Here is a 250-nt window from a genome sequence, read left to right on the forward strand (position 1 = left end):
CTATGCGCCAGCGCAAATCGTTGGTGACGCCAGGACGCATGAGGTCGAAGTTCGGCCCGTCGACATCAACGCGAGCGACTGGGACTCAACGCTTGAGCCGGAAATACGGAGCGCTGACCAGCACGCGCTGCGCCTTGGCCTGCGGCTAGCGACGGGCCTTGCGGAGGAAGAGGGCCGGTTGATCGTGAAGGTCCGGCGGTCCGGCAATGGCTCACCTTATGGGTCCGTGGAGGAAGTGGCGCGCCGCACG

Annotated in this window: 1 pseudogene; it reads left to right on the forward strand. The window is 65.6% G+C overall.

Going from position 1 to position 250, the window contains the following annotated elements:
- Positions 1-250, forward strand: a pseudogene (locus tag GSQ92_RS26475) (hypothetical protein); the annotation flags it as partial.

Origin of the sequence: Acidisoma sp. S159 (assembly GCF_009766125.1) — a bacterium.
Taxonomy (GTDB): Bacteria; Pseudomonadota; Alphaproteobacteria; order Acetobacterales; family Acetobacteraceae; genus Acidisoma.